The organism is Actinomadura sp. 7K534 (assembly GCF_004348575.1).
Lineage (GTDB): Bacteria > Actinomycetota > Actinomycetes > Streptosporangiales > Streptosporangiaceae > Spirillospora > Spirillospora livida.
In genome coordinates this window covers 1-23167 of the sequence record NZ_SMKB01000032.1, presented here as the reverse complement: position 1 = coordinate 23167, position 23167 = coordinate 1, and the positions used below count along the sequence as shown (strand labels likewise).

At 72.8% G+C, this 23167-nt stretch carries 18 protein-coding genes; 11 read left to right on the top strand and 7 right to left on the bottom strand.

The window, feature by feature from the left end:
- Positions 1–71: 71 nt before the first annotated feature.
- Positions 72–1721, top strand: a complete 1650-nt coding sequence (locus E1266_RS09750; RefSeq protein WP_132045970.1) for a penicillin-binding transpeptidase domain-containing protein — start codon at positions 72–74, stop codon at positions 1719–1721.
- Here the strand turns inward: E1266_RS09750 and bla are convergent.
- The 3 genes from bla to E1266_RS09735 are packed head-to-tail and all read right to left on the bottom strand — an operon-like array spanning position 1708 to position 4826.
- Positions 1708–2676: a class A beta-lactamase gene (bla, locus tag E1266_RS09745; protein WP_132045968.1), complete on the bottom strand. Its 969-nt coding sequence runs from the start codon at positions 2674–2676 to the stop codon at positions 1708–1710. The genes E1266_RS09750 and bla overlap by 14 nt on opposite strands.
- Before the next feature lie 44 nt (positions 2677–2720).
- On the bottom strand, positions 2721–3773 hold the full coding sequence (locus E1266_RS09740; protein ID WP_132045966.1) for a magnesium transporter CorA family protein: 1053 nt from the start codon (positions 3771–3773) through the stop codon (positions 2721–2723).
- Between the two features lie 51 nt (positions 3774–3824).
- Positions 3825–4826, bottom strand: a complete 1002-nt coding sequence (locus E1266_RS09735; protein ID WP_243718334.1) for a LacI family DNA-binding transcriptional regulator — start codon at positions 4824–4826, stop codon at positions 3825–3827.
- A 111-nt stretch (positions 4827–4937) separates the two neighbouring features.
- On the opposite strand from E1266_RS09735, the gene E1266_RS09730 reads away from it, so the two are divergent.
- Positions 4938–6140 (top strand): MFS transporter, encoded by a 1203-nt coding sequence (locus tag E1266_RS09730; protein ID WP_132045962.1) that lies wholly within the window; start codon positions 4938–4940, stop codon positions 6138–6140.
- Between the two features lie 9 nt (positions 6141–6149).
- Here the strand turns inward: E1266_RS09730 and E1266_RS09725 are convergent, their stop codons facing one another.
- The gene (locus E1266_RS09725; RefSeq protein ID WP_132045960.1) at positions 6150–7814 is read right to left on the bottom strand and encodes a phospholipid carrier-dependent glycosyltransferase; all 1665 of its coding nucleotides are present in this window, start codon (positions 7812–7814) and stop codon (positions 6150–6152) included.
- A 282-nt stretch (positions 7815–8096) separates the two neighbouring features.
- Here E1266_RS09725 and rsmI point away from each other — a divergent pair, with 282 nt between their 5' ends.
- Both rsmI and E1266_RS09715 read left to right on the top strand, forming a co-directional pair.
- Positions 8097–8942 carry a 16S rRNA (cytidine(1402)-2'-O)-methyltransferase gene (gene rsmI / locus E1266_RS09720; RefSeq protein WP_132045999.1) on the top strand — a complete coding sequence of 282 codons (846 nt, stop codon included), beginning with the start codon at positions 8097–8099 and terminating at the stop codon, positions 8940–8942.
- An 83-nt stretch (positions 8943–9025) separates the two neighbouring features.
- Complete coding sequence (locus tag E1266_RS09715; protein ID WP_132045958.1) at positions 9026–9328, top strand: hypothetical protein; 303 nt, start codon at positions 9026–9028, stop codon at positions 9326–9328.
- 7 nt (positions 9329–9335) lie between these two features.
- Here the strand turns inward: E1266_RS09715 and E1266_RS09710 are convergent, their stop codons facing one another.
- The gene (locus E1266_RS09710; protein ID WP_243718333.1) at positions 9336–10781 is read right to left on the bottom strand and encodes a glycosyltransferase family 39 protein; all 1446 of its coding nucleotides are present in this window, start codon (positions 10779–10781) and stop codon (positions 9336–9338) included.
- A gap of 584 nt (positions 10782–11365) precedes the next feature.
- On the opposite strand from E1266_RS09710, the gene E1266_RS09705 reads away from it, so the two are divergent.
- Together E1266_RS09705 and E1266_RS09700 are read left to right on the top strand one after the other, a co-directional pair.
- Entirely contained in the window at positions 11366–12670 is a 1305-nt protein-coding gene (locus E1266_RS09705) for a glycosyltransferase family 2 protein (protein WP_243718332.1), read from the top strand.
- Positions 12671–12752: 82 nt separating this feature from the next.
- Positions 12753–14579 (top strand): hypothetical protein, encoded by a 1827-nt coding sequence (locus E1266_RS09700; protein ID WP_132045956.1) that lies wholly within the window; start codon positions 12753–12755, stop codon positions 14577–14579.
- Between the two features lie 3 nt (positions 14580–14582).
- On the opposite strand, the gene E1266_RS09695 is transcribed toward E1266_RS09700, so the two are convergent.
- Positions 14583–16232 (bottom strand): glycosyltransferase family 39 protein, encoded by a 1650-nt coding sequence (locus E1266_RS09695; RefSeq protein WP_207945521.1) that lies wholly within the window; start codon positions 16230–16232, stop codon positions 14583–14585.
- 115 nt (positions 16233–16347) lie between these two features.
- Here E1266_RS09695 and metG point away from each other — a divergent pair, with 115 nt between their 5' ends.
- Both metG and E1266_RS09685 read left to right on the top strand, forming a co-directional pair.
- On the top strand, positions 16348–18150 hold the full coding sequence (gene metG / locus E1266_RS09690) for a methionine--tRNA ligase (RefSeq protein WP_132045954.1): 1803 nt from the start codon (positions 16348–16350) through the stop codon (positions 18148–18150).
- Complete coding sequence (locus E1266_RS09685; protein ID WP_132045952.1) at positions 18147–18971, top strand: TatD family hydrolase; 825 nt, start codon at positions 18147–18149, stop codon at positions 18969–18971. The genes metG and E1266_RS09685 overlap by 4 nt, the downstream gene beginning before the upstream one ends.
- A gap of 14 nt (positions 18972–18985) precedes the next feature.
- Here the strand turns inward: E1266_RS09685 and E1266_RS09680 are convergent, their stop codons facing one another.
- Positions 18986–19972, bottom strand: a complete 987-nt coding sequence (locus E1266_RS09680; RefSeq protein WP_132045950.1) for a hypothetical protein — start codon at positions 19970–19972, stop codon at positions 18986–18988.
- Between the two features lie 98 nt (positions 19973–20070).
- Here E1266_RS09680 and E1266_RS09675 point away from each other — a divergent pair, with 98 nt between their 5' ends.
- The 3 genes from E1266_RS09675 (at position 20071) to E1266_RS09665 (ending at position 23048) form a co-directional block, all read left to right on the top strand.
- Positions 20071–20970, top strand: a complete 900-nt coding sequence (locus tag E1266_RS09675) for a transglycosylase family protein (protein ID WP_243718331.1) — start codon at positions 20071–20073, stop codon at positions 20968–20970.
- Between the two features lie 17 nt (positions 20971–20987).
- Positions 20988–21869, top strand: coding sequence for a 16S rRNA (adenine(1518)-N(6)/adenine(1519)-N(6))-dimethyltransferase RsmA (gene rsmA / locus E1266_RS09670; protein ID WP_132045948.1), 882 nt, complete (start codon positions 20988–20990; stop codon positions 21867–21869).
- Between the two features lie 66 nt (positions 21870–21935).
- The gene (locus E1266_RS09665) at positions 21936–23048 is read left to right on the top strand and encodes a hypothetical protein (RefSeq protein ID WP_243718330.1); all 1113 of its coding nucleotides are present in this window, start codon (positions 21936–21938) and stop codon (positions 23046–23048) included.
- Positions 23049–23167: the final 119 nt, after the last annotated feature.

Below are 23167 nucleotides of genomic sequence, written 5' to 3'. Positions count from 1 at the left end.
ATATCAATCTTGGACATTTCGCGGTGCGCCTGATGTTCTTGTGCCTTGATCGGAGGGGAAGGGAGACCGATATGCACCGATCCCGAGTGATCATCGCCGCGGCCGTCGCGGTGGTGGTCGTGATCGTGGGAGCGGGGGCGGTGTGGTTCGTGCGCCGCGGCGACGACCCGCGGGACACCGCGGAGCGCTTCCTCGCGGCCTGGAGCAGCAGGGACCTGGCCGCGATGAAGGCGCTGACCGACCGGCCGCCGCCCGACTTCGAGCAGCGCTTCACCCGCATGCTCGACGACCTGGCCGTGACTGGCCAGCGCTTCACCGTCGCCTCCATGGGGGACGCGGACGACGGCGAGGTGAAGGGGTCCTACACGGCGGAGCTGCTGATGGCCCGGACCCGGACCTTCACCTACGACGGCGCCATGGCACTGGTCGAGCGGGACGGCGAATGGCGCGTCCGCTGGTCCCCGGAGCTGCTGCATCCGGAGCTCAAGGAGGGGCAGCGGCTGCGCACGGCCCGCGACTGGTCCGGCCGCGCCTCCGTCCTCGCCGCGGACGGCAGCGTGCTGAGCGCGTCCCCGTCCGGGTCCGCCCGCCAGCTCGCCGGGCAGCTCGGGACCGCGTCCGCCAAGGCCGCGAAGGAGCTCGGCCCGCCCTACCGGGAGGGCGACGCGGTCGGCACCGACGGCCTGCACCGGCAGTACGAGCGCCGCCTCGCCGGGACGCCCGGGCTCGCCGTGCAGATCGTCGACGCCAAGGACAACGAGGTCAAGACGCTGAAGCGCTTCGACGGCTCCGACGGCGAGCCGGTGAAGACGACGATCGACCCGGAGGTGCAGTCCGCGGCCGGCGAGGCGCTGGCCGGCGCGAAGAAGCCCGCCTCCATGGTCGCGTTGCGCGCCTCCACCGGCGAGATCCTCGCCGTGGCCAACAAACCCGGCGGCTACAACCGCGCCCTGATGGGCCAGTACCCGCCCGGCTCGACGTTCAAGGTCGTCACCGCCGCCGCCCTCGTGGCGGACGGGGTGGGCGTGAACACCGGCGTCGGCTGCCCCGCCACCACCACGATCGGCGGCCGCTCGTTCCACAACTACGAGGACGAGGACTTCGGGAAGGTCCCGTTCCGCGAGGCGTTCGCGCACTCGTGCAACACCACGTTCGCGCGCCTAGCCGTGGACAAGCTCGGCGAGGAGCGGCTCACCGAGGTCGCCGGCCAGTTCGGGTTCAACGTTCCGATCATCGCGGGGCTCCCCGCCGTCCGCGCCGCGTTCCCGCAGAACAAGGACGACACCGCCCTGGCGGCGGCGTCGTTCGGGCAGGGCCAGGTGCTGACGAGCCCGCTCAACATGGCGAGCGTCGCGGCCGCGGCGGCGAACGGCACCTGGCACTCGCCGCGCATCGTCGACGCGTCCCTCGCCTCGCAGGCCCTCGACGCCGGCGGCCGCAAGCCGGTGCCGCCGAAGAAGCTGGAGCCCGCGGTCGAGAAGGCCCTCCAGGTCCTGATGCCCGCCGTGGTCAGCGAGGGCACCGCGTCCGACGTCCGCTTCCCGGCCGGGACCGCGGGCAAGACCGGGACCGCCGAGTTCGGCTCGGGCGAGGAGCCCCCGACCCACGCCTGGTTCATCGGCTACCGCAAGGACATCGCCTTCGCCGTCATAGTCGAGGACGGCGGCACGGGAGCCGAAGCCGCCGCCCCCATCGCCGCGAAGTTCCTCAGGGGCCTGTGACCCCCCGGAGGAGGATTGTTGTTGTTCGGGCTATCGCCTGCTCGTCTGCGGCTGCGTCCGGGGTCTGCTTTGTCGTCATGATCGCCATGACCACCGGGGGGCCGGACGGGGGCCAGGCTATGGCGATGTCGTTGGCGGAGCCGTAGGTTCCGCCGGTGCCGGTCTTGTCGCCGGCCGTCCAGCCGTCCGGCAGGCCCGCGCGGATGCGCTTGTCCCCGGTCACCGTGGCCTTCATCCAGGCGGTCAGTTGCTTGCGGTCGGCGGGCGCGAGGGCGTCGCCCACGGTGAGGGCCTGCAAGGTCCCGGCCCAGGCGCGCGGCGCGGTCGTGTCGCGCTTCTCGCCCGGTCGCCATTCGTTGAGGCCGGGTTCCCAGCGGTCGGAGCGGGTGACCTGGTCGCCCAGCGAGCGGAGGAAGGCGGTGAACCCGGCGGGGCCGCCGATCTGCTTCAGGACGAGGTTCCCCGCCGTGTTGTCGCTCTGCGTGATCGTCGCGTGGCAGAGGTCGGCGACGGTCATGCCGGTCTTCACGTGCTTCTCGGTGATGGGGGAGTGGGCGCTGAGGTCGCTCTCCTTGTAGCGGATGACGCGGTCCAGCAGCCCAGGGTCGGAACTGCGGGCCTTGCGCAGGACCGCGCCGCACGCGATCGCCTTGAACGTCGAGGCGAACGGGAACGTCTCGTCCATCCGGTGGCCGACGGCCCGGCCGGTGCCCGTGTCGACGGCGTAGGCGCCGATGCGCATGTCCCGCGTCCTCTCCAGGCGGCGGATCTGCTTCGCCACCTCGGGAGCGGACGTCGCGGGCGGCGAGGCGGAGGCCGGGACGCGGGACGCGCCGCCGCCCGGCGCCTCCGCGCCCGTGGTGGCCGTGTCGCCGTCGCCGCAGGCGGTGAGGGCGGCGAGGGCGAGCACGGCGGTGCCGAGCGACGCCCGGAGCCGGGGAGTGTTTCCCTTCATGCGGAAAGAAGATCAAAGCGGCGGAGCCGCTGTCCAATCGCGGCTCACAGCCAGTCGCGGAGTTTGAAGACCACGTAGAGGGTGCCGCTGCAGACGAGGATGATGACGGTGCTGGCGATGAAGCCGCTGTGCTCGGCGAAGCCCGGGTACGGGAGGTTCTGCCCGTAGAAGCCGGTGACGGCGGTCGGCACGGCGATGATCGCCGCCCAGCTGGTGACCTTCTTCATCACCTCGTTCAACCGGTTGCCCTGCAGCGCCAGCCGCGCGTCGAGCAGGTCGGCGACGAGCTCGCGCAGGCCCTCCGTCCACTCCGCCACGCGCAGGGTGTGGTCGTAGACGTCCTGGAAGTAGGGCGTCAGCGACGGCGCCGCGAGCTGCACGTCCCGCCGGAGCAGCGTGTTGACGACCTCCCGCATGGGCACCGCGACCCGCCGCAGCGCCGTCAGGTTCCGGCGCAGGCGGTAGCTGCGCCGCTGGATCTCCTTGACGGGGAACGCGTCGCCGAAGACCAGCTCCTCCACCTCGTCGGCCTCGTCGTCGAGCGCCTGGACGGCGTCCAGCTGCAGGTCGACGACCAGGTCGAGCAGCCCGTAGAGCAGGAACCCGGCACCGGTGTCGCCGGTGTCGGGGCCGGCGCTCTCGTCCCATCGCCGGATGAGCGCGTCGACGTCGAACCCGCGGTCCTGCCGCACCGTGACCAGCGCACGATCGGTGATGAACGCCGACAGCTCGTGCAACGTGAGGTCGCCGCCGTCCACCACCGGGACGTACGTGTTGAGGAACGCGTACCCGTGGTAGCGGTCGAGCTTGGTCCGCTCGTGCCGGGACACGGCGTCCTCCACCGCGACATGGTCGAGGTCCAGTTCGTCGGCGATGACGTTGAGGTCCTCGTGGCGCGCACCGCACAGGTCGAGCCACACGACGGCGTCCGGGTGCCGCAGGTGCTCCCGCATCGCGGTGACGGGGAAGCCCTCCGCCTCCAGTTCGCCGCGGCGCCAGGCCCGGGTCCGGGGCGGCGCGGTGCCGATGCGGTTCGCCGGATGCGCCTCGACGTCGGTCTCGGACGGGACGCCGCTCTCGGACGGACGGGGTGCCATGCGCCCCTCATACCCAGCTTCCATACCCGGCTTCGACGGCACGGGCGGCCGTCAGGCGCCCGGCGGGGCCGTGGACTCCCGGACGACGAGCTCGCCGGGCAGCACGCGGGGGCTCGGGCGCCCGCCGGACAGGAGGTCGAGCAGGGTGGTCATGCCCTGCGCGCCCAGTTCCTCGGCCGGGAGGCGGACGGTCGTCAGCTCGGGCTCCAGCGCGGTCGCGAGCAGGACGTCGTCGAACCCGGTGACCGACAGGTCGGCGGGGATGTCCAGGCCCCGGGCCCGCGCCGCCTTGTAGGCGCCCGCGGCGATCAGGTCGTCGTCGCAGACGAGCGCGGTCGGCCGGTCCGGCGCGTCCAGCAGCCGTCCGGCGGCCTCCTTGGCCGAGGTGACGTCGATGGCGCAGGTCGCCCGGGTGAGGACGCCGCCGGGCAGGGCCGCGACGGCGGCCGCGAGGGCGCCGCCCCGGGCGTGGAACGTCCACTGGTCGACGGCCGCGCCCACGTGCCCGATCCGGCGGTGGCCGAGGCCGGCGAGGTGCGCGGCGATCTCGCGCATGCCGTCGGCGACGCCGAAGTCGACCGTGGGGACGCGCTCGCCGGCGGGGCCGCTGTCCAGCATGACCGCGGGCGTGTCGCGGAACCCGCCGAGCGCCTCCACGGCCATCGAGGACGCGAGGATCCCGTCGATCGCCTCGTCCGTCACGGCGAACGGGCTGTCCGCGGGGCCGACCGCGTCGTCCGGCCAGGTCGAGACGACCACGGCGAAGCCGTGCCGGGCCGCGGCCCGCGCCGCGCCCGTGTAGACGGGGCCGAAGAACGGCGCGCTCAGCGTCGGGACCATCAGCAGCACGGTCCGGGTGGTGCCGAGCCGCAGGTTCCGGGCCGCCTGGTTGGGCCGGTACCCGAGCCGCTCGGCCGCGCTGCGGACGCTGTGCGCGGTGGCGGGGGAGACCCGGCCCGCCCACTTGCCGCCCAGCACGAGCGAGACCGTGGACTGCGAGACTCCGGCCTCCTGGGCCACGTCCTTGCTGGTGGGACGGCCGGCTAACGACACATTTTCCTCCCCTGCGGGCGGCTGGGACGAATTCAGGGTAGAGCCGGACCGCACCGACATGGTACGTATGACCGGACGGGTAATACGTATGACTGAACGGCGGGTCCCCCCATGCGCGGCTATGTTCTCTTCCTGCGGAGGCCGTTCGCCGCGCGACTGCTCGGCGGAACCCTCCTCGGCCGGCTCCCCAACGGGATGGGGATGCTCGCCGTCGTGCTGCACGTCCGCGCCGACGGCGGCGGCTACCCCCTCGCCGGCACGCTCGCCGCGATCCTCGGCCTCGCGACGGCCGCGGGCCAGCCCGTCCTCGGCCGCGCCATGGACCGGCTCGGCCAGCCCGTCGTCCTGCTCCCGGCCGCCTGCGCCTCCGCCGCGGGCTTCGTGCTGCTCGCCGCGACCGGCGCCGGCCCGCTGCCGCTGTCCGTCGGCGCGGTCGTCCTCGCCGGGTTCGCGACCCCGCCGCTGGAGGCCGGGCTGCGCGCCCTGTGGCCGGACGTCCTGGACGGACAGGAGCAGGTCGACGCCGCCTACGCGCTGGACGCCGCCGCCCAGGAGCTCCTCTTCACCGTCGGTCCGCTGCTCGTCGTCGCCGCGGCCGTCGTGAACACCGAGGCCGCGCTGCTGCTCACCGGCGCGCTCGGCATCGCCGGGACGCTGGTCGTCGCGCTGTCCGGGCCGTCCCGCCGCTGGCGGGGCCGGCCGCGCGCCGCCGACTGGGCCGGGCCGCTGCGCTCCCCGGGCATGCGGGTCCTGCTGCTGTCGCTCGCCTGCGCCGGGATCGCGCTCGGCGTCTACGCCGTGGCCGTCGTCGCCTACGCCGAACGCTACGGCCGCGACCTCGCGTCCGGGCTGCTGCTGGCGTGCATGGCGGGCGGCGCGCTCGCCGGCGGGCTCGTCTACGGCGCCCGGCCGTGGGCGGGCGAGCCGAACCGGCGGCTGCCGTGGCTGCTCGCCGCGCTCGCCGCCGGCTACGTCCCGCTCGTCCTCGCGCCCGGCCTGCCCGCCATGTCGGTGCTCGCGTTCGTCAGCGGCGTCTCCCTCGCGCCCGTGCTGGCGTGCAGCTTCGCGCTCGTCGACCGGCTCGCCCCCGAGGGGACCGTCACCGAGGCGTTCGCCTGGATCGTCGCGGCGATCGGCGCGGGCGGCTCCCTCGGCTCCTTCGTGTCCGGCATCGGGCAGGACGTCGGAGGCGTCCCCGGCGCCTTCGCCGGCGCCGGGGCGGGCGGCGTCCTCGCCCTGGTCCTCTGCCTCCTCGGAGCCCGGACACTGCGCCCGGCCCCGGCGCGCCCCGTCACCGCCGAGGCCGCCGCCTGACGCCCCGGATCACACCCAGGACTGGAACCAGATCCGGTCGTGCCAGTCGTCGTAGGGGATCGTCTGAGCCGACAGGATCGGATGGAAGTACGCGAAGTTCGCCAGCACCACCAGCACGAACGCCCCCGCCGCGGCGGCGCCGAGCAGCCGCCGCGCCCCCGCCCCGCCGGCCGGCGCGGCCCGGCTCGCGCCGGACCCGTCCGGATCGGCCGGGTAGTCGCCGTGGTCGAGCCCACCGGCGTCCGCCGCGTGCGCGCCCCTCACCCCGGCGGGCGCGGGCCCTATCAGGTACCCCAGCACCAGGACGACCGCCAGCACCATGAACGGCAGCAGCGGCGTCGCGTAGAACAGGAACATCGTGCGCTCGTTGAACGCCGACGGGAACCAGCTCAGCCACCCGGCGAGGAACCCGAGCAGGATCGCCCCGGCCCGCCAGTCCCGCAGCATGATCCAGATGAACGCGACGGCGACGAGCGCGGCGATGGCGCCCCACCACAGCGCGGGCGTCCCGATCCCGAGGATCTCGCGGGAGCAGCGCCCCGCCCCGCAGGCGTTCTCCGGCTCGTTGTAGAAGAACGCGACCGGACGCCGCAGGATCGGCCAGTCCCACGGCCACGACTGGTACGGATGCTCGTCGTCCAGCCCGCTGTGGAAACCGAGCATCTGCCCGTGGTAGCGCCACAGGTCCGGCATGGCCTCGAACGGCCGCCACAGCACGAAGTCGGCCGCGTCGCCGCGCCCCCAGCCGCCCGGCCGGAAGATCCACCCCCACCAGGTCACCAGGTACGTCACCAGCCCCACCACGACGAGCTGGACGAACGCGGGAACGGCCTCCAGCAGCATCGTCCCCGCGAACGGCGACCGGACCCCGGCCGCGCGCCGCGCCCCGTAATCCCACAGCACGACCATCAGCCCGAACGCGGCGACGTAGAACAGGCCCGTCCACTTCGTCGCGCACGCCAGGCCGAGGCACACGCCCGCCGCGTACCGCCACCCGTGCGCCAGGAACGGCCCGTGCGCCGAGCGGTACCCGCCCTCCATCTTCTCGGCGAGGACGCGGCGGGAACGGTCCCGGTCGTTCACCAGGCACGCGAACCCCGCGAGGATCCAGAACATCACGAAGACGTCCAGCAGCGCCGCCCGGCTCGTCACGAAGTGCAGCCCGTCCAGCGCCAGCAGCAGCCCCGCCGCGCAGCCCAGCAGCGTCGACCCGGTCATCCGGCGGGCCAGCCGGCACAGGATCAGCACCGACAGCGTCCCGGCCAGCGCCGGCACGAACCGCCACCCGAACGGCGTCGCCCCGAACAGCCACTCGCCGATCGCGATCATCCACTTGCCGAACGGCGGATGCGCCACGAACGCCGCGCCCTCCGCCCAGATGTTCGCGTCCGGATCCGCGATCAGCATCTTGTCGGCGTTCTCGACGGTGTTGCGCTCCCAGCCGAACTCCAGCAGCGCCAGCGCGTCCTTCGCGTAGTACGTCTCGTCGAAGACGACCGCCTTCGGCGTCCCGAGGCCGTCGAACCGGAGGAAACCCGCGAACAGCGTCACCAGCAGCGGCCCGAGCCAGGACAGCAGCGGGCTCCCCGGGATCGGGGGCGCGAGCCACTCCCGCAGCGGGGGCGGCCGCCGCCGAGACCCAACGGCCGGGGCGGGGACCAGATCCGTTGTCATCTCTGGATTATTGCAGCGCCCTCGGCGTCAGGCGCTTGAGCGCCTTCCTTCAACGGGCGCTGCGCGCGATCGCTGCATCGCTCCGGCTCGCCTGGCGGCTCGCTGCGCGATCAGGTTTCTTGCTTCGCTCGAAACCTGCCTTCGGACGCGATCGCAGGCGTTGAGGTCGGTGCGTGGTGCGGTGGTGGCTGGTGTGGTCGTGAAAGTGGGTGCCGCGATGTGTTCGGCTGACGGGTGCGTCGCGAACGTTGGGGTTGGTGTGTGGTGGTGGCTGGCGGGAGGATTGCTCTCGTGACGGGGACTCTGGTGCTTGCGGCGGCGCCTATTGGGCGGGTGGAGGATGCTTCCGGGCGGTTGGTCCGGGCTTTGGGGGAGGCCGACGTTATTGCGGCTGAGGACACTCGGCGGTTGCGGCGGTTGGCGGGGGAGTTGGGTGTTGAGCTTTCCGGGCGGGTCGTTTCGCATTACGAGCAGAACGAGAAGGCCCGGGCCGAGGAACTGCTGGGGGAGCTGCTGGACGGGCGGGACGTTCTGGTGATCACCGATGCGGGGATGCCGGGCGTGTCGGATCCCGGGTACCGGCTCGTGCGGGCGGCGATCGTTGAAGGTGTGCCCGTTTCGGTGCTGCCGGGGCCGTCCGCTGTTACCGCCGCGCTGGTGGTGTCGGGGCTGCCCACCGACCGGTTCTGCTTCGAGGGGTTTCCGCCGCGCAAGGCGGGTGAGCGGGCCCGGCGGCTCGCCTCGCTCGCGGGTGAGGCGCGGACGATGGTGTTCTTCGAATCGCCGCGGCGGCTGGACGGCACGCTCGCGGACATGGCGGACGCGTTCGGCGCGGACCGGCCCGCCGCCGTGTGCCGGGAGCTGACCAAGACCTACGAGGAGGTCCGGCGCGGGACGCTCGGCGAACTCGCCGCGTGGGCCGACGAGGGTGTGCGCGGCGAGATCACGCTGGTGGTCGGCGGAGCGCCCGAGCCGGAGGGCCTCACGGACCCGGCCGACCTCGCGGCCGCCGTCGCCGCCCGGGTGGACGCCGGGACGCCCCGCAAGCAGGCGATCGTGGACGTCGCCAAGGAGAACGGCGTCCCCAAGCGTGTCGTCTACGACGCCGTCGTGCAGGCGAAGAAGTAACCGGCTTCTGGCGGTGCGGCCTGCTTGTTCAGGGAATAAACCCACTCGGAAACATCGGATGGGGGACCGAGGGGGAATCGGTCGTGCGGACTACCTGGACGAGCCATGAGAGCTGGGCCTTCGAGTGCCTGAACTGCTCGGCGGCCTGGACGGAGGAGCTGGAGGTCCGGCACTGCGCCGACGGGCACGGGAACGAGGCCGTCGTCTACGAGCGCGGCGGGCAGCCGTGCATGACGCCCTGGCTGGACCGGTGCTGCACCGCCTGCCAGAGCCAGAACGTCAAGGCGCTCGCGGCGCGGCCGGTCGCGCACGCGGAGGTGCCCCGGGCGCGCGGCGGCGAGGACGTGGCGATGGTGTTCCACCTTCGCCGCATGCACGCCTGGTGAGCGGGGCCTACTTGGCCGCGACCTCCGGGACCTTGGTCTCGGCCTGCTCGGCCGGGACCGGTGGCGCGGGGGCATCGGAGACGGCGGCGCGGCGCCGGTCGCGTTTCCAGCCGGCGACCGTGCGGCGGACCTCCGGGCTGAACGCCATGCCGGCGGCCAGCGCCGCCAGCGGGACGGCGGGCAGCACGTACCGGTAGTCGAACTCGGCGGTGGCCGCCGGCGCCAGCAGCAGCCCGGTCGCGAGCGTCCAGGGCAGCGCCGCCTGGCCGCCGAAGCGGCGCCACAGCGGGACCAGCCCGGCCAGGCCGATGAGCAGGATGCCGCCGACCATCGTCCCGCGCAGGTAGAAGACGTCCTGGTAGCCGCGGGCGACGGCGCCGAACGGCTCGACCACGCGGGTCTCGGCGTCGCCGCGCTCGTACGCCCGCGCCTCGGCGGACGCGATCGAGTTGGCGTCCATCTGCCAGTCGGGCAGCGTCCGAGTGGGCGTCCGGCGGAACTCGTACTGGGAGTACGTCGCCGGGTCGGGGAAGACCGTCCGCTCCCACCGGAAGACGCGGAAGAAGTCGTGCGCGACCACCCGCAGGTAGTCGCCGGGCTGGGAGATGATCGCCCGCTTGGCGTAGTCGTTGCTGAGCGCGTTGTTCTCCGGCCCGAAGCGCATGCCGGGGGAGCGGTTCAGCGGCGACTGGGCGTTCCAGATGCCGTCCTGCGAGTTGGGCAGCCGGTTCGCCGGCAACGTGCACAGCGGGTACTCGCGGACCGGCAGGTCCTTCATCTTGTGGCAGTCGGCGAACTTGTAGACCCGGGCGTACAGGAAGATCCCGTTGCTCTCGGTGATGGCGAACTTGCCGCTCTCCGCCTTGTACCAGCCCATGTAGGCCAGGACCGGCAGCATGCAGGCCGCCAGCGTGACCCCCATCAGCTTCCAGCCGCTGCGCCGGACCAGCATGTACAGCAGCACGCCGAGGAGCACCGGCATCCCGACCGAGCGGGTCAGCCACGACAGTCCGATGATCAGCCCGACCGCGGCCGCGATCTTCCAGGAGGGGCGGTCGTGCCACAGCAGCAGCGTGACCGCGCTCACCACCAGGAAGGTGAACATGGTGTCGGAGAGCACGAGGTGCTCGAGCTGGAGCTGGTAGGCGTCCAGCAGGACCGGCGCGGCGGCCAGCGCGGCGCCCCAGCCGGGCAGCCCGAACCTGCGCCGCAGCAGCGCGTAGATCATCACGCCCATGGCCAGGCCCATGAGGTGCTGGACGGCGGCGACCAGCGCGAAGCTGTGGAACGGCTTGAGCAGCAGGAGCAGGAATGCGTAGCCGTTCGGGCGCAAAGGGTGCGGATACGGCTCGGTGGCGACGTGCAGGTAGTCGAAACTGTCGTTGAAGAACATCACCGGCTGGTAGCCGAGCATCGCCACGACGCGGAGCAGTGCCGCTGTGGCAATGATCACACTGAACGCCGGATGGCGGCGCGCAAGTGTCCACAGTCCGCGGGCGCGACCCGAACCGGACTTCAGGCCGGTACGTGCTGTGCTTTTCGGATCGTCCGAAATTGCGGCATCCGATTTGTCGGCGACTTTCGGCCCGCCGGGCGTGTCGCGGGCCGCGTCGGCGGCCTTCGCGAATCCGTCCCCCGTGTCGTCGCCGCCCCGTGCGGCGCCGTCCGGCACGGTGCCCGGCGCCGTGCCGAGCCCCGTGCCCTCTGCTGGTTCGCCCGCCACTGCCGCACCTCCCCTGTGGTGTCCGGCCCCCGGTCCGGTGGCACTGCGTTCTCCGCCGCGCGTCACAGCCGACCCAACCTTTCCGGGCCGCTGTGCCCGTATGCTTGACGTCCTAGCCTGCCGCCCGCGACCGTGGCGGTGAGGGTCTTTCGGTTGCAAGTGCGCAACACGATACGGGTGCTCTTGACGAGAGCGGCCATCATTACCCGTCCCCGGCAGGCATCATGAACCGACGACGGGCCGCACCGCGGAACAAAAGAGATTAGTGGAAAACACCGCCGCAGACGGTCACCAGGGGTAACGAAGGAGATCGCGTGGAACTCTCCGTAGTGATGCCATGTCTGAACGAGGCCGAAACGGTCGAGACCTGCGTCCGCAAGACGATCGGTTTCTTCGAGGACAAGGGCATCGACGGCGAGGTCGTCATCGCCGACAACGGCAGCACCGACGGCAGCCAGCAGCTCGCCCGCGAAGCCGGGGCGCGCGTCGTGCCGGTGATCGACAAGGGGTACGGCAACGCGCTGATGGGCGGGATCGCCGCCGCCCGCGGCCGGTACGTCGCCATGGGGGACGCCGACGACTCCTACGACTTCACCACCCTCGGGCCGTTCCTGGACGAGCTGCGCGACGGCGCCGACCTCGTCATGGGCAACCGCTTCAAGGGCGGCATCGCCGAGGGCGCCATGCCGCCGCTGCACCGCTACCTCGGCAACCCGGTGCTCAGCTTCATCGGCCGGCTGTTCTTCCGCAGCAAGATCGGCGACTTCCACTGCGGGCTGCGCGCCTTCAACAAGGACTCGATCATGCGGCTCGGGCTGCAGACCGGCGGCATGGAGTTCGCCAGCGAGATGGTCGTCAAGGCCACGCTGCAGGGCTACGACATCCGCGAGGTGCCGACGACGCTGTCGCCCGACGGCCGCACCCGCGCCCCGCACCTGAACACCTGGCGCGACGGCTGGCGTCATCTGCGCTTCCTCCTGCTCTACAGCCCTCGTTGGCTCTTCCTCATCCCCGGTCTTGTATTCATGACGCTCGGACTGGTCGCCGGGATCGCGCTGTCGACCGGCCCGGTCACGGTCGGGGAGGTCGCGTTCGACGTCGACACCCTCGTGGGCGCGGGCGCCGCGCTCGTGATCGGCTTCCAGGCGGTGCTGTTCGCGCTGCTCACGAAGGTGTACGCGATGCAGGAGGGATTCCTGCCGCACGACCGCCGCGTCCAGAAGATCATCGACTGGTGGAGCCTGGAGCGCGGCCTGCTGCTCGGCGGCCTGCTCGCCGTCGCGGGCCTCGCCGGTCTCGTCGCGTCGCTGCTGCACTGGCGGGTCAACAGCTTCGGCGAGCTGGACCCGCGGCACTCGCTGCGCATCGTCGTCCCCGCCGCGACCGCGCTGGTGATGAGCTTCCAGGCCATCTTCGCGTCGCTGTTCGTCAGCATCCTCGGCATCCGCCGCCGCCAGCACCCGCCGCTCACCGACCCGGCCGAAGAGGCCGCCGGGGTCGTGGACGCCGCCGCGCAGCAGGTCGCGAAGGACGAGGCGGGCGCCGCCGAGCAGGGCGACGAGGCGGCGGGCGCGAAGATCGCCATCCGCAGGGCGGTCCCCGAGGACGACGACGCCTAGCCTCCCCAGCTGAACGGCTGCCCGGACGGGCCGCCGGGAAAGCCGAGAAGTAGCTGAGCGTTGCACGGGGGTCCGTACGTCGATGAGCACGCGAATACCGGCGGGCGCCGATTCCCCGTCCCCGGCCGTCGCGCGCCCGCCGGCCGCGCCCGCCGCACCGGGCACCGCCCCCGCCCGGCCGGACCGCCGCCGCTGGGCCCTGCTGTTCGGCCTCGGCTGGCTGGCGCAGGTCGCGGTGCGGCTCTGGCTCGGCGCCGAGCAGACGGTGCCGGTCGCGACGCCCGACGAGTCCGGCTACCTGTTCGCCGCCCGGGTCCTGGCCGGCGGCCCCGACGCCGACATGTCGTCCGGGACCGTCTACCGCGGCGGATACCCGCTGCTGCTCCTGCCCGCGCTCCTGGCCGGCGACGGCCCGGTCGCCGTCTACCGCGGCGCGCTGGTGGTCAACGCGCTGGTCAGCGCGCTGATGCTGCCGCTGGGCTACCTGCTGCTGCGCCGCCTCGGGGTCCGCAGGCGCTGGTCGTACGTGTTCGCGCACGTGACCGCGGTGCTGCCGTGCGTGCTGTTCTACTCCGAGTTCGCGCTGACCGACGCCGTCCTGCCGGTGATCCTCGTCGGGTGGCTGCTGCTCGTCCACAGGTGGCTGAACGCCCCGCCGCCTGCGGACCGGGCCTCGTCCGTCCGCCTGCACCTGGCGGGAACGGGCGCCTCGCTGCTCGTCGCCTACGCCTACGCCTGCCATTCGCGGGGCGCGATCCTGCTGGTCGCGCACGCGGGGCTGCTCGCGGCCGCGCTCGCGTGCCGGTGGCGGCGCCGGCCCGGCGTCTCCCTCGCGGCGCTCGCCGCCGCCGCGGGGACGGCCGCCGCGACGCTGCTGAACCGGTCGCTGCTGCCGCACATGTACCCGCACGGGGACAACGACCTCGGCGCCAACGTCGTCCGGCGGATCACCACCGAGGACGGCTGGGCCTGGACGATGTCGCTCGGCACCGGCCAGGTCTGGTACCAGGCCGTCGCCACCGGCGGCGTGGCGGCGGTCGGCCTGGTCGCCGTCGCGTTCGCCGCGATCCGGCCCGCCGCCGCGTCCGCCGTGCCCGGCACCTCCGGGCGGACGCGGGCGCTGGCCCTCGCCGTCCTCGCGGTCGTGGCGGGCATCGCGTTCGCCACCTCGGCCGCGCTGCCGGTCGAGTACCGCATCGGCAACTACGTCTACGGCCGCTACCTCGCCTGCGTCACGCCCGTGCTGTTCGCCGTGGGGGTCGCGGTCCTGCTGCGCGCGTCGCGGCGGGCGCTGCTCCGGGCGGCGGCCGCGGCGGCCGCGCTGACCCTCGCCGCCGCGTGCGTCGTCCAGTGGTACGCGGGCGACCTGCTCAGCCTGTACACCTACACCGCCTACGACTTCCCCGAGACGGCGTTCCTCACCTGGGACTGGGCCGAGTTCCACCTGTGGCACGCCACCCTCGCCGGCCTCGCCGTCCTCTTCGCGGCGGTGGTGTTCGCCCGGCCGCGGCGCCACGGCCCGCCGGTGCTCGCGGCCGTCCTCGCCGTCGTCGGGATCGGCATGAGCGTCACCGCCACCGACCGCATCGCCCGCCCGCTGGTGCGCGAGGCGGTCGCGCAGACCGACCTCAGGGGAAGCGTCGACCTGCGCGACCACCGCTCCATAGCCGTCGACTGGAACGTCCCGTGGACGACCCGGCTCTCGCACTACTACTGGGCGTGGTGGAGCGAGGGGAGCGTCTTCGACGCCCGCTGGACGCCGCCGCCGCAGAACGCCGATCTCATCGTCCTGGCGTGGCCGGACAACGTCCCGGCCAGCGCGTCCTGGCCGCACGGCGCCCCGCCCGGCTGGCACGTCGTCGACAGCCGCCGCACCGACACCGGCGACTGGGCCGCCTGGTCCCGCTAGCCGTCAGGCCGGGTCTGCGGACGCTGGCGGCGGGTTCCAGATTTCGAGGATCCCGTCGGAGGAGCGCCACCTGAGCGTCCAGCCGTGGTCGGACGGGCGCCAGCCGGACGCGATCTGCGACTCCATGCCGCGCCAGCGCGTGTAGAGCATCGGCCCCTCCCGCGCGTTCAGCGGCACCTTCGGCAGGTAGTGCGGGAAGTCGCGGATCTCGCCGCGCCACACCGGCTCGCCCCGCATGTCCCGCGTGTAGAACGTCAGGGTCTGCGCCAGCCGCCGGTCGGCGCAGATCAGCGTGATCTCGCGGTGCTCGGCGAGGTAGCCGCGCAGCTCGTGCCACGCCTTGTCGCGCGGCAGGTCGGGGACGGCGCTGACGGCGGCGACCGCGTACGTCCCGCCCAGCGCGACCGCGACCACGAGGACGACGCCCCGGCGGACGACCCGCGAACGCAGCCGCATCCGGGAGAGCAGCCCGGCCGGCAGCATCCGGAACATCAGGATCAGCGACCCGAACCCGCCCGCCAGGAGCGCGGGCAGCACCGCGAACCAGTACCGCTGGAGCCAGGCCCGCAGCTTGATGTCGTTCGGGTCGAGGACGCCGGAGAACAGCGTCAGCGGCACGGCGAGGGTGAAGAACCAGACCAGGACCAGCGCGAGCCGCCGGTCCCGGGTGACGGCCCAGCCGACGATCGTCAGCGCCAGCGCGACCGTGAAGACGGCGCCGAGCGCGTGCCAGTCGTGCATGGCGCGCGGGAACGAGCGGAGCGCCAGCTCGCGCGTCACGTAGTCGCGCGACTGGCCGCCGTGCGTGGCGGCCGAGACGAGCCCGGCGAGGGGCGTCCCCCACACGAGCTGGTTGTGGATCAGGTTGGCCGCCAGGATCGCGAGCATCGGCGCGCCGACCGTGACGTTGCGGCGCCACGGGATCCGCAGCAGCGCCAGGTACACCGGGATGGCGAGGAACAGGAACGCCAGGAACTCCCGGACGAGGAACGACGCGCCGAGGCACGCCCCGGCGGCCAGCAGCAGCCGGGTCTGGGCCCGCCCGGTCCGGCGGCTCGCGACGACCAGGCCCGCCATCCCGAGCGCGAACAGCCCGGCGCCCGGCATGTCCGGCAGCACCACCCCGGTCGACCACGTGATCTCGTGGCCGAACGGGTTGGTCATCGTGAAGAACGGGTGGACGAGCAGGACCGCCGCCGACGCGACCCCCGCCACGTCCCCGAACAGCGACCGGACGACCAGGTACGTCCCGGTGAAGAACGCGCAGCCGCCGAGCGCCGCGACGACGAAGTAGGCGGCCTCGCCGGACCCGAGGGCCTCCTGCGCGAGCCGCGCGGGCAGCACGAGGCCGAGCCGGGTCACCTGGTGCGGGACCTCGTTGAACGGCCACCTCGTGAGCGGGATGTCCGGCCAGGAGCCCGCGGCGAGCCACACGTAGTACGGGTCGAAGTACAGCGGCGGCGTCAGCAGCACCCACTGCACGGCGATCGCGGACACCGACACCAGCAGGGACAGCCACACCACCCGCCGCGTCCGCCGCAGCCGCGCGGCCGGGGACCGGCGCCGCCCGTCCGGGCCGGCGTCCCTCGTCGTTCCCGCCTCCTGCTCGCCGGCCTGCCGGTCGGCCTGCTGGTCGGCCTGGGTGTGGGCCATGCCTCGCTTCTGCCTTCTAAGGAGCCTGCGGTTGCCGGAAGGGCGGACCGCCCGCCGGACGCCGGACCAGGCTACTCGCGCACATCGCCCCCCGCGACGCGACTACCCTGATCCCATGTCCTCGTCAAGCCGTCACATCTTGACCGCGCCCGCATGGCCGTACGCCAACGGGCCCCGTCACATCGGGCACGTCTCCGGTTTCGCGCTGCCCGCCGACATGTTCGCGCGCTACCAGCGAATGGCGGGCAACAAGGTCCTGATGGTCAGCGGCACCGACGAGCACGGCACGCCGATCCAGGTGCAGGCCGACAAGGAGGGCGTGTCCGCCCGCGAGCTCGCCGACCGCTACAACGGCGTCATCGCCGAGGACCTGCACGGCCTCGGCATGTCCTACGACCTGTTCACCAGGACCACCACGCTGAACCACTACGCCGTCGTCCAGGAGATCTTCAAGGGCCTGTACGACAACGGCTACATCTTCCCGCAGAAGACGATGGGCGCGATCTCGCCGTCCACCGGCCGCACGCTGCCCGACCGCTACATCGAGGGCACCTGCCCGATCTGCGGGTACGACGGCGCGCGCGGCGACCAGTGCGACAACTGCGGCAACCAGCTCGACCCCGTCGACCTGATCAACCCGGTGTCCCGGATCAACGGGGAGAAGCCCAAGTTCGTCGAGACCGAGCACTTCATGCTCGACCTGCCCGCGTTCACCGAGGTCCTCGGCCGGTACCTGCGCGGCAAGCAGGGCGGCGCGCTGGCGTGGCGGCCGAACGTGCTGAAGTTCGCGCTGAACCTCCTGGACGACCTGCAGCCCCGCGCGATCAGCCGCGACCTCGACTGGGGCGTCCCGATCCCGCTGGACGGCTGGCGGGACAACCCGGCCAAGAAGCTGTACGTGTGGTTCGACGCGGTCGTCGGCTACTTCTCCGCCTCCGTCGAGTGGGCCCGCCGCTCCGGCGACCCGGAGGCGTGGCGCGCCTGGTGGCAGGACCCGGACGCCCTGTCCTACTACTTCATGGGCAAGGACAACATCGTCTTCCACGCCGAGATCTGGCCGGCGATGCTGCTCGGCTACGGCGGCAAGGGCGACCGGGGCGGCAAGCCGGGCTCGCTCGGCGAGCTGAACGTCCCGACGGAGGTCGTGTCGTCGGAGTTCCTGACGATGGAGGGCAAGAAGTTCTCCTCGTCCCGCCAGGTCGTCATCTACGTGCAGGACTTCCTGGCCCGCTACGACGTGGACGCGCTGCGCTACTACGTCGCCGTCGCCGGGCCGGAGAACCAGGACACCGACTTCACCTGGTCGGAGTTCGTCCGCCGCAACAACGACGAGCTCGTCGCAGCGTGGGGCAACCTGGTCAACCGGTCGGTGAACATGGCGGCGAAGAACTTCGGCGCGATCCCGGAGCCGGGCGACCTCACCGACGCCGACCGCGCGCTGATGGAGCGCAGCCGCAACGCGTTCGCGGCCGTGGGCGCCGAGCTGGAGCGCTCCCGGTTCAAGAACGCGATCACCGAGGCGCTGGACGTCGTCCGCGACGCCAACCGCTACCTGTCCGACCAGGCGCCGTGGAAGCTGAAGGACGACCCGGCCCGCGTCCAGTCGATCCTGCACACCGCGCTGCAGGTCGTGGACGACGCCAAGTCGCTGCTGACGCCGTTCCTGCCGTACTCCTCGCAGCAGGTGTACGAGATGCTCGGCGGCGAGGGCGTGTGGAGCGGCATGCCGGAACTGAAGACGGTCTCCGAGGAGGGCGGGCCGGACTACCGCGTCCTCACCGGCGACTACGCGACCGAGGCGCGCTGGGAGTCCGTGCCGGTCAAGGCGGGCGTCCCGCTGACCAAGCCGACCCCGCTGTTCAAGAAGCTGGACGCGTCGGTCGTCGACGAGGAGCTCGCCCGGCTGGAGAGCCCGTGAGCCGGGACGGCGACGGCCAGTCCTCGCGCTCGTTCCCCCCGCTCCCCGAGCGCCTCCCGGTGGACGTGTTCGACAGCCACTGCCACCTCGACGTCGTCGACACGCCGGTGCAGGAGCAGATCAGGTCGGCGCGGGCGGCGGGCGTCACCCGCATCGTCACGATCGGCTGCGACCTGCCGTCCTCGCGCTTCGCGGTGGAGGCCGCCGCCGAGTTCGACGACGTGTACGCGGCCGTGGCGATCCACCCGAACGAGACGACCGGGGTCGAGGACGCCGTCCTCGACGACGTCGAGCGGCTCGCCGCCGGCCGGAAGGTCCGCGCGATCGGCGAGACCGGCCTGGACTACTACCGCGACTGGGCGCCGAAGGCCGACCAGCACCGCTCGTTCCGCGCCCACATCGAGATCGCCAAGCGCACCGGCAAGGCGCTCGTCATCCACGACCGCGACGCCCACGACGACGTCCTCGCCGTCCTGGACGAGGCGGGCCCGCCGGAGAACGTCGTCTTCCACTGCTTCTCCGGCGACGCCCGCATGGCGGAGACCTGCGCCGAGCGCGGCTACGTGATGAGCTTCGCCGGGAACGTCACGTTCAAGAACGCCGAGCCGCTCCGCGAGGCCCTGCGGGCGGCGCCGCTCGACCTGCTGCTCGTGGAGACCGACGCGCCGTTCCTGACGCCGATCCCGCACCGGGGGAAGCCGAACGCCTCGTACCTGATCCCGCACACGGTCCGCGCGATGGCGGAGATCAAGGGCGTGGACGTCGCCGAGCTGTGCACCGCGATCGCCGCGAACGGAGAACGCGTCTTCGGCCCCTGGTGACCGGCGCGGGCTGCTCAGTCCGTGGTGCGGAACGTCGCGAAGGCGATGACGATCGCGACGTCGCGGAGCAGCGGCCGCGCCGCGTTCTCCACGCGGATCACGCACCGCCGCCCGGTGTGCGCGATCGTCGCGGCCGTGGCGCCCTGCGCGTCCGTCAGCCGCAGGCTGCTGGAGAACTTGCCGCCGATGGCGGCGGCGGAGCCGATGGGCGCCCCGCCCGGGTCGACGATCTCGTAGGCGCGCGGTGCGGGGGCGAGCCTGCGGATCAGCGCCAGCGGAGCTCCGGACGGATCCAGCAGCGCGTCCTCCGGTTCGAGGTCCTCGGCCGAGCGGTACTCGACGACCGCGAGCGTGTGCCCGCGCGGGCCGGTCAGGGCGCGGAACTCGGTCGCGTCCCGGTTGATGCCGGCCGCCTTGTCGAAGCCGGAGCGCTCGAACAGCCGGCGACGGCGGCCCGGCACCTCGACCGGCCGGTGCCCGGGCGGCGGCGGGCCGGGCGGGCCCAGCGCGGCGTGGGGGAGGCCGTCCGCATGGAACACCTTGTCCCCGGAGACGATGAGCACCGTCCCGGCGGCGGGGTCCGCGAGCAGGGACTTGGCGAGCCTCCGGCCGGACGCCAGGGTGACCCGCAGCGCCCAGAACATGACGAACGGCATGAGCAGGAGGGGTATCGCCGTGAGGAAGAGGTACCCGTTTCTGAGGAAGCCGCCTGCGTAGGGCCCCATGGGGCCGATCCGCACGGCGACGTCCGTGCCGGCGTCCTCGTCGCCGAGGCCGTAGATCTCACCCTCGCCGGATCCGCCGCCCTCGGTGCGCCACGTGCCGGTACAGGTCAGCCGGCGTCCCCCCTTCGCCCTGGGCGATTCCCGCTCGCAGTGCTCGACGGACGCGGTCGCCTTCTCGCCGTACACGAGCGTGTAGGTCATGACGACCGGCCAGAACAGCATGGCGGCAACGGCCCCGGTGAGCAGGGTGAGCGCGACCAGCCGGACCCGGAGCATGATCCCTTCGACGCGCCTCCCCGGCGGAGCGTTCCGTCAGAGGCCCGTGTGGGCGTTGAGGTGGCGGAGGCGGGGCGGGTGGCTCTAGTCTCTGGCCGTTGAACGGGCACCCCCTGGCCCGCCCCCTGGAGGAACTCCCCGTGCTCTGGAAACCCGTGCTCTGGAAACCCGCGCTATCGAAACCCGCCCGCCGGACTCCCGCGGCCTCCGCCGCGTCCGTGCTGCTGGCGGTGGCACTGCTGGCGACGGCCTGCGGCGGCGACGGATCGGCGGCCAAGAACAACGTGGCCGCGGCCGACCCGGCCGCCAGTTCGCCTCCGGCGCCGCACAAGGTCGTCATCGTGGTCGACGGCAAGCAGACCGAGGCGATGACGACCGGCACGACCGTCCAGCAGGTCCTGGACGAGGCGGGTATCAAGCTCGGCCCGTACGACCTGGTCAAGCCGGCGGCGGACCAGCCCGCCGGGGAGCTCGTGAAGATCGCGCGGCTGCTGTCGAAGCCGAAGCTGACGGTCGTGAAGACGCCCCCCAAGACGATCCGCAAGAAGAGCGACTCCGTGCCGCCGTGGAGCGAGAAGGTCCTGCGCGAGGGCCGCTCCGGCATCAAGATCGTGAAGTGGGCGTACGTGCCGCGCAAGGACAAGAAGGGCCGGACCCGGAAGGTCAAGAAGGTCCTCGCGCAGAAGGTGAAGCGCACGCCCGTCACGCGGGTCCTCGCGGTCGGCCCGCAGTCGGCGGGGACCGGCTCGGCCGCCGGGCTGAACTGGGCCGGGCTGGCCAAGTGCGAGTCCGGCGGCAACCCGAAGGCCGTGAACCCGGCCGGGTACTACGGCCTCTACCAGTTCTCCATGGCGACCTGGCAGTCGGTCGGCGGGACGGGCAGGCCGTCCGACGCCAGCCCGGACGAGCAGACCTACCGCGCGCAGCAGCTCTACAACAAGGTGAACGGGCGCTGGCAGGGGCAGTGGCCCAACTGCGGGAAGTTTCTGTTCTCCTGAGCTGGGACACTTGTCCCGTGGGGGAGACATCGCGCCTGCTCGGGCCGGCGGAAGTGCGGGCGCTGGCCGGACGGCTCGGCATCAGGCCGACCAAGACGCTCGGGCAGAACTTCGTCATCGACGCCAACACCGTCCGGCGGATCGTCCGGTCCGCCGGCCTGGCGGCTGACGACGTCGTCCTCGAGGTCGGCCCCGGGCTCGGCTCGCTGACGCTGGCGCTGGTGGCCGAGGTCCGCCGCGTCGTCGCGGTGGAGATCGACCCGGTGCTGGCCGCCGAACTGCCCGCCACGGTCGCGGCGCGGGCGCCCGGCGTCGCGGACCGGCTGGAGGTCGTGCGCGCCGACGCGATGAAGGTCACGGACCTGCCGGGGCCGGCGCCCACGGCGCTCGTCGCGAACCTGCCCTACAACGTCGCGGTGCCGGTCGTCCTGCACCTGCTGGCGACGCTGCCGTCGCTGCGGTCCGCGCTCGTCATGGTGCAGGCGGAGGTCGCCGACCGGATGGCCGCGCCGCCCGGCGGCAAGGTCTACGGCGTGCCGTCGGTCAAGCTCGCCTGGTTCGGCGAGGCGCGCCGGGCCGGAGCCGTCGGACGGGCGGTGTTCTGGCCCGCGCCGAACGTCGACTCGGGCCTCGTCGCGTTCACCGGCCGCGAGCCGCCGCCGACCAGGGCGACCCGCGAGCAGGTGTTCGCGGTGGTCGACGCGGCCTTCGCGCAGCGCCGCAAGACGCTGCGCGCGGCGCTCGCGGGCTGGGCCGGGTCCGCGCCCGCCGCCGAGGAGGCGCTGCGCGCCGCGGGCGTCGACCCGCGGGCGAGGGGCGAAGCTCTGGACGTGGCCGCCTTCGCCCGCATTGCCGAGTATGGTCCTTCAGTCCGGGGAGTTGATCCCGGAGCCCGCTAGGCGCGGTTCGGCGCGGCGGGGTGAACATCCGTCCCGGGGGCACGGGGTCGGTACGAGCGGAGGTCGATGGTGAGGGCGCGTGCGCGCACGGCGCGGGCGAAGTTGCCGATCGTGGGGACGGCGCTGCTCGCCACCGCGGCGATGATCGCCACGGTGGCGGCCGGCTGCGGCGGCGGCGCGGGCGCGGCACCGACGATCACGACGACGGCGCGGGCGGGCGTGGCTCCGACCCCGCCGAAGGAGGGCGCGTACTTCGGGGCCTGGGTGCCGGCCGACGACGGCGAGCGGAAGAAGAAGGGCCGCGAGGGGGAGAACGGCGGAGCCTCGGCGTCCCCCTCGGAGTCCCCCTCGGCCTCGCCGTCCGGCAAGCCCGCGATGGCGCCCGTCACCGGCTTCGAACGCGAACTCGGGCGGCGGCTCGACATCGTGCAGAGCTACCGGGGCTGGACGGCCGACTTCCCCGGCGCCCTGGAGAAGTCCGTCGCCGACGGCAACCGCCACCTGCTGCTGACCTGGGCCGGCGCCGACACCAGGAAGATCGTGCAGGGCGAGTACGACGAGCTGATCCAGCGGCGCGCCCGCGCCGTCAAGCAGCTGGGCCAGCCGATCTTCCTGCGCTGGTCGCCCGACATGGACACGGCGGCGGCCAGGAAGCGGGTCCACTCCCCGCAGGACTTCGTCGCCGCGTGGAAGCACCTGCGGCAGGTCTTCGAGCAGGAGCAGGTCCACAACGTCGCCTGGGTGTGGTGCCCGACCGCCCGCGGGTTCGGCGGCGCCGACGCCGGCGCGTTCTACCCCGGCGACGACCATGTGGACTGGATCTGCGCCGACGCGCAGCCCGGCTCCGACTTCGACTACCGCGACCTGTCGGAGTCCCTGAAGCTGTTCATGCAGTGGGCCCGGGACCGTCCCAAGCCCATCATGGTCGCCGAGTTCGGCGTCCCGGCGGCCTACGGCGAGCGCCGTGCCGAATGGCTCCGCGAGGCGTCCAAGACGCTGCAGGACCCGCAGGTCAAGGCCGTCGTCTACTTCAACTCGGACGAACGGGCCAAGAACGCCCGCGACCGGCGCCGCGCCTTCGCGGTGACCGGCGACAAGCACGCCCTGTCGGCGCTCCGCGAACTCGCCACGACCCCGTACTTCAACCCCAACAACCTCCCGGTGACCAGCGGCGGCTGATCAACGCGAAGCCGCGCCCCCCGGAAAAGCCTGTGCCCTTCTGAGGGGACGACCCCCCAGGCCCCCCGGAAGAGCCTGTGCCCTTCTAGGGGGACGACCCCCCAGGCCCCCCGGAAAAG

Coding starts and splice junctions, on each gene's coding strand:
- E1266_RS09750 (WP_132045970.1), top strand. CDS start 72: ATGCACCGATCCCGAGTGATCATCGCCGCGGCCGTCGCGGTGGTGGTC.
- bla (WP_132045968.1), bottom strand. CDS start 2,676: ATGAAGGGAAACACTCCCCGGCTCCGGGCGTCGCTCGGCACCGCCGTG.
- E1266_RS09740 (WP_132045966.1), bottom strand. CDS start 3,773: ATGGCACCCCGTCCGTCCGAGAGCGGCGTCCCGTCCGAGACCGACGTC.
- E1266_RS09730 (WP_132045962.1), top strand. CDS start 4,938: ATGCGCGGCTATGTTCTCTTCCTGCGGAGGCCGTTCGCCGCGCGACTG.
- E1266_RS09725 (WP_132045960.1), bottom strand. CDS start 7,814: ATGACAACGGATCTGGTCCCCGCCCCGGCCGTTGGGTCTCGGCGGCGG.
- E1266_RS09700 (WP_132045956.1), top strand. CDS start 12,753: ATGAGCACGCGAATACCGGCGGGCGCCGATTCCCCGTCCCCGGCCGTC.
- E1266_RS09695 (WP_207945521.1), bottom strand. CDS start 16,232: ATGGCCCACACCCAGGCCGACCAGCAGGCCGACCGGCAGGCCGGCGAG.
- metG (WP_132045954.1), top strand. CDS start 16,348: ATGTCCTCGTCAAGCCGTCACATCTTGACCGCGCCCGCATGGCCGTAC.
- E1266_RS09680 (WP_132045950.1), bottom strand. CDS start 19,972: ATGCTCCGGGTCCGGCTGGTCGCGCTCACCCTGCTCACCGGGGCCGTT.
- E1266_RS09665 (WP_243718330.1), top strand. CDS start 21,936: ATGGTGAGGGCGCGTGCGCGCACGGCGCGGGCGAAGTTGCCGATCGTG.